This window comes from Bacillota bacterium (genome assembly GCA_040754675.1).
In the GTDB taxonomy this organism is placed as follows: Bacteria; Bacillota; Limnochordia; order Limnochordales; family Geochordaceae; genus Geochorda.
This window is the reverse complement of the sequence record JBFMCJ010000398.1, coordinates 1-3843: the sequence shown is the minus strand read 5'-3', so window position 1 is coordinate 3843 and position 3843 is coordinate 1. Positions and strand designations below refer to the sequence as shown.

Below are 3843 nucleotides of genomic sequence, written 5' to 3'. Positions count from 1 at the left end.
GGCACCTTCCCGACGGGGACGGTGAGGTTCAGTGTGGGTTACTTCAACACCATGCAGGATGTGGAACAGGCGGTTCATGCGGTGAAGGCTATCGTCGCGTCAGGAAGGAGGTGAGGCCCTTGAAGCTCTCTACCCGAAGCCGCTACGCCTGTCGGGCCCTGGTGGCCCTGGCCCGGGCCGGCGGTAAGGGGCGGTCCGTGCAGATCAAAGAAATAGCGGCCGACCAGGATATCTCCGCCGATTACCTGGCCCAATTGCTGGGGTTCCTGCGCTCCGGCGGGCTGGTGAGTACGCAGCGGGGAACCAGCGGAGGGGTAGCCCTGGCCCGTTGTCCAGCCGAGGTGACGGTGGCGGACGTGGTGCGGTTGACGGAAGGGACCCTTGCGCCTGTGGCGTGCGTGGACCATCCGGGAAAATGCCCCCGGTCGCCCCGCTGCGCAGTCCGTGAGGTATGGGTCCAGCTTAAGAAGGCCATTGAGACGACGCTGGAGAAGTATACCCTGGCCGACCTGGCCCGCCGGGAACAGGAACTGGCCACCGGGGCCCCGATGTACTACATTTAGGCCGGCAGTGGCGGGTGGCCGGCCCGTCCCGGGAGAGTTGTCCAAGGTGCGCATCGCCAGGGACATGACGGAACTGGTAGGGAGAACACCTCTCGTTTACCTCAACCGCGTCACCGCCGGGGTGCGGGCGCAAATGCCCGGGGCCGTGCGTCGGGCCGAGGAGATCGCGGCCTCTCCGGTGGGGCTCCGGGCCCGCACCGCACACAGGGGATCGCGGCCGGGTTCGTCCCCGAGGTGCTGCGGACCGACCTGATAGACGAGATAATCCGCATCACCGCCGACCGGGCAGGTCAGATGGCCCGACGCCTGATGCGGGAGGAGGGCATCCTGGCCGGCATCTCCTCGGGGGCCGCAGCACGGGCGGCGGTGGAGCTGGCCAGGCGCGCCGACATGGAGGGAAAGCTGATCGTGGTGATCCTGCCCGACACCGGGGAGTGCTACCTCAGCACCTGGCTCTTTGCCGACCTGGCGGAATGAGTCCGGCCCTACTATTGACTGTAGTACTACGCCGTTATATAATTCCCCCCAGCCGGGGGTGGAAACGTGAGCAGGGACATCCCCATCGAGTTCAGACCGGGTGGGGCGGGACTGGGCAAAGTGCTGGGTGGGCTGGAGGCAGAGGTAATGGAGGTGGCCTGGAGCCGGGGTCGGGTCACAGTGCGCGACGTGCACCAGCACCTGCTCGCCAGGCGACCTCTCGCCTACACGACCGTGATGACCACCATGACCCGTCTGGCCCAAAAGGGCCTCCTTCAGCGGGAGTTGGAGAACAACTACTACGTATACCGCCCCGCCCTGACTCGGGAGGAGTTCATGGACCGGGTGGCCAGGACGGTGCTGGACGGCCTGCTGGAGGAGTTTGCCCGACCGGTTTTCTCCCACCTGGTAGAAAGGCTCGGCAGCGAGGATGAAGCGAGGCTGAGGGAACTGGAGGAGATCATCAAGCGGCACCGGTCGGGAGAGCCGGCCTCGCCGCGGGGGTCGACATGGGCGGAGCCGCGAGGGCGAAAGGAACGTAGACAGGGATGAGCCACCTGCACCCGTTCATTGTCTACGCTTTCTTCGGGATGCTCGCGGGCAGCGCCCTGGCCGGGCTGGTCACGAGGCTGTCGGGGCTTCCCCCTGACGTTCGGCGCGGTGTCTGGTGGGCCCCCCTGGCGGTGCCCTTCGTTCTGTACGCCGCTTCCTGGGCGTGGCGCTGGCGGGTGGCGTGCTGGGTCCCGCTGCTGGCAGGGCAGGGGTTCGCAGGCGTCATCCTGGCCTGGTTGTGCCGGGCAGGAACCATGCTCGCTCACCTGCTAGCACCCTTCTTCGCGGTTTCCCTGGCGGTGGGGGTGGGGAAAGCGATTGCGGGAGCGGTATTGGTCGGCCGGCTCCGGCGCCAATTCCGGCCCGAGCCGGATGAGAGCTGCGTGACCCTCACGCTGAGGGCGGTGGCAGAGCGCATGGGCATCAGGCCGCCGGCGGTGATGGTGGTACCGCGTCCCCTCTCGCAGGCGTTCACCGCGGGCATCATGCACCCTGTGGTGATACTTTCCCGGCCCCTGGTCGAGCAACTGGACCCTGAGGAGCTGGAGGCGGTGCTGGCTCACGAACTGGCTCACGTGAGGACCGGCGACCACTGGAAGAAGTGGCTGGCAGCCACGGTGCGGGACATCCTGTTGTTCACCGGGCTTTCTCCCTCAGCGTTTCGCCGGCTCCAGGCCGAGACGGAAGCCATGGCCGACGCGGCATCCGCCCGCGTCACCGGAAGGCCCCTGGCCCTGGCAGCCGCCCTCCTCAAGGGCTACCGGCTGGGTACTGCCGGAGGCTGGTGGCAGCTGGCGCTGGACAACTTCTCCCCCCTCAGCGGCGCCGGAGAGGTGCAACGTCGGGTCGAGGCGTTGCTGCAGGGATCCGCGCGGTCCGGACGCAGAGCAGGCAACCGGCGCTGGCTCGTCCTGGCCGTGTGGCTCCTCACGGGAGTGATCCTGGTTCCTCTTTGCTGACGGCCTTCTTTTGTGCCCGAATCTACTACGGGTTGTAGGAGGTAGGCGAAGGTGAGCGCAAACGCCGAAAAGAAGGCGAGGGTGATGGGCGGTCCTGACGGGGAGCGCCGCCGGTTCCCTGCGGTCGCCGTATTCGTGGGGGCGGTGGTGCTGGTGGGGATCGTACTGGCAGGCACCCTCCTGTGGGGCAGCCGGGAGATCCCCGGGCGGGCGGCGGAGGGAGGGTCTTACCGCCTGGCGCCTCGCAGGTACGACCCTGCCGTGAGGGTCGAACAGGCTGACATCGTGCCGGAGTTTCGCGATGGGAGGATATACGTTGACCTGGCAACGGTCGAAGAAAAGGGGATCGTCAGGTTCAGGATCCCGAATAAACCCGTCAGGTTGCCCAACGGGAGCGATTTCGACTACCTGCCCGTGACCGTGTACGTGGCTCCGTCGGGCCGGGTGGTGGCGGCGGTTTCTTTCTGTGAACCGTGCAGCGGTACCACTTTCCACATCCGCGGGGACCGGCTGGTGTGCAACGTGTGCGGTACCCAATGGCGGCTGGAAGATCTCAAAGGGCTGAACGGAGGGTGCCTGCTGTTCCCGCCCGATGAAGTCGACTACCGGGTGGAGGGCGGCAAGCTCATCCTCGACGAGCAGGAACTACGATCCTGGCAACCCAGGATCTAGAAAGGGGATGAACGGGGGTGCAAAGAGGTTACCCTGGCGGGAGACGGGCCGATTTGGTGCTGATCCTGGCGCTGGTGGTGGGCGTCGTGCTGGTCGGGGGCTTTCGAGGCTGGGGCGGCGTGACGGCGGCCGGACTGCGCGACGCCGCGGTCGAAGGTTTCTGCGGGTGCTGTGCCGGTGGACCGGGTGGTTTTGGCTTCTGGGGTCGGGACGCGAGTTCCTCGGCGGGTGGCTCCGCACCTGATCTGCAGAGCCTGGAGCAAGCTGCCCTGGACCTGTACCGCCGGCAAACGGGGGACACGGGACCGGTCCAGGTGCAGGTGAGGGACTTCGGGTGTCACCTGCAGGCCGACGTTTACAAGGACGGGCGGCTGGTCAACAGCTACGTCTACCGCTACGGCCAGTGGCAGGACATCTACTAGCCAGACCCCGGGACACAGCAGAAGTTGAGGGGGCATACGGGCGGGAGGTGAACCCGGTGGGCCTGGCCGACATCGCCTGGGGCAACCTGCGTCGCACTGCGGGGAGGACGGCCTTCCTCCTCCTGGTGGTGGCCGCCGGCGTGGCCACGGTGACGGGCATGTTTGCCCTCACCGGAGCCATGCGAAGGGCGGTCGGGG

The 3843-nt window shown here is 67.0% G+C and carries 5 protein-coding genes and 1 pseudogene; all 6 read left to right on the top strand.

Translation table 11 applies throughout. The annotated features are described in order from the left end of the window. Positions 1 to 119: 119 nt before the first annotated feature. The 6 genes and pseudogenes from AB1609_17720 (at position 120) to AB1609_17695 (ending at position 3645) form a co-directional block, all read left to right on the top strand. Entirely contained in the window at positions 120 to 563 is a 444-nt protein-coding gene (locus AB1609_17720; GenBank protein ID MEW6048285.1) for an Rrf2 family transcriptional regulator, read from the top strand. A 171-nt stretch (positions 564 to 734) separates the two neighbouring features. Further along, positions 735 to 1040, top strand: a pseudogene (locus AB1609_17715) (pyridoxal-phosphate dependent enzyme). A 66-nt stretch (positions 1041 to 1106) separates the two neighbouring features. Continuing rightward, positions 1107 to 1592 (top strand): BlaI/MecI/CopY family transcriptional regulator, encoded by a 486-nt coding sequence (locus AB1609_17710; protein MEW6048284.1) that lies wholly within the window; start codon positions 1107 to 1109, stop codon positions 1590 to 1592. After that, positions 1589 to 2551, top strand: a complete 963-nt coding sequence (locus tag AB1609_17705; GenBank protein ID MEW6048283.1) for a M56 family metallopeptidase — start codon at positions 1589 to 1591, stop codon at positions 2549 to 2551. Before AB1609_17710 ends, AB1609_17705 begins: the two co-directional genes overlap by 4 nt. Before the next feature lie 51 nt (positions 2552 to 2602). Beyond that, entirely contained in the window at positions 2603 to 3223 is a 621-nt protein-coding gene (locus tag AB1609_17700; GenBank protein ID MEW6048282.1) for a Fe-S-containing protein, read from the top strand. Positions 3224 to 3240: 17 nt separating this feature from the next. Then, a complete protein-coding gene (locus AB1609_17695; protein MEW6048281.1) occupies positions 3241 to 3645 on the top strand; it encodes a hypothetical protein in 405 nt (134 codons plus the stop codon). Positions 3646 to 3843: the final 198 nt, after the last annotated feature.

Excerpts from the sequence above, each read along its gene's own strand:
- AB1609_17705 (MEW6048283.1), top strand. The coding sequence starts at position 1,589 with ATGAGCCACCTGCACCCGTTCATTGTCTACGCTTTCTTCGGGATGCTC.